Origin of the sequence: Rhodococcus chondri (assembly GCF_036327435.1) — a bacterium.
Lineage (GTDB): Bacteria > Actinomycetota > Actinomycetes > Mycobacteriales > Mycobacteriaceae > Rhodococcus > Rhodococcus chondri.
In genome coordinates, this window is the sequence record NZ_JAUZMZ010000400.1 from 1 (window position 1) to 643 (window position 643).

1 protein-coding gene is annotated in these 643 nt (G+C 72.5%); it reads left to right on the forward strand.

What is annotated here, in order from left to right; genetic code table 11:
* Positions 1–643: Mur ligase family protein (locus Q8814_RS26400; RefSeq protein ID WP_330154860.1), on the forward strand; the 643-nt coding region annotated here is incomplete at both ends.

Consider the following 643-nt stretch of genomic DNA (forward strand, 5'->3'; position numbering starts at 1 on the left):
CTCGGTCGGGTCGTCGCGCCGCCGGGATCGTTCAACAACGAGCTCGGGCACCCGTGGACCGCGCTGCGCGCCACCGCAGACACCCGATTTCTCGTGCTCGAGATGTCGGCGCGCGGACCCCGGCACATCGCGGCGCTCGCCGAGATCGCACCGCCACGCATCGGGGTGGTGCTCAACGTGGGCACCGCTCATCTCGGTGAGTTCGGATCCCAGGAGGTCATCGCCCGGACCAAGGGTGAACTCGTGGAGGCGCTGCCGTCCGCCGCCGACGGCGGGGTCGCGATCCTCAACGCGGACGATCCACTGGTGGCGAAGATGGCCGACCGGACGCGGGCGCGGGTCGTGTGGGTGGGCAGCGGACCGTCGGCCGATCTCCGAGCCGAAGACATCCACCTCGACGACCAGGCCCGGGCGTCGTTCACCCTGGTCGTCCGGAACGGCGCGGTGCACTCCGGCCCCGGCGCACAGAGCGAGCGGTCGGTACCCGTCACCTTGGCAGTGCACGGAGAGCATCAGGTGGGGAACGCACTGGCGGCGGTGGCCGTGGCCCTCGAATGCGGCGCGACCCTCGACCAGGCCGCGGCCGCGCTGGCCGGAGCCTCGGCAGTGTCGGCGCATCGGATGGCCGTGCACACCCGCGCCG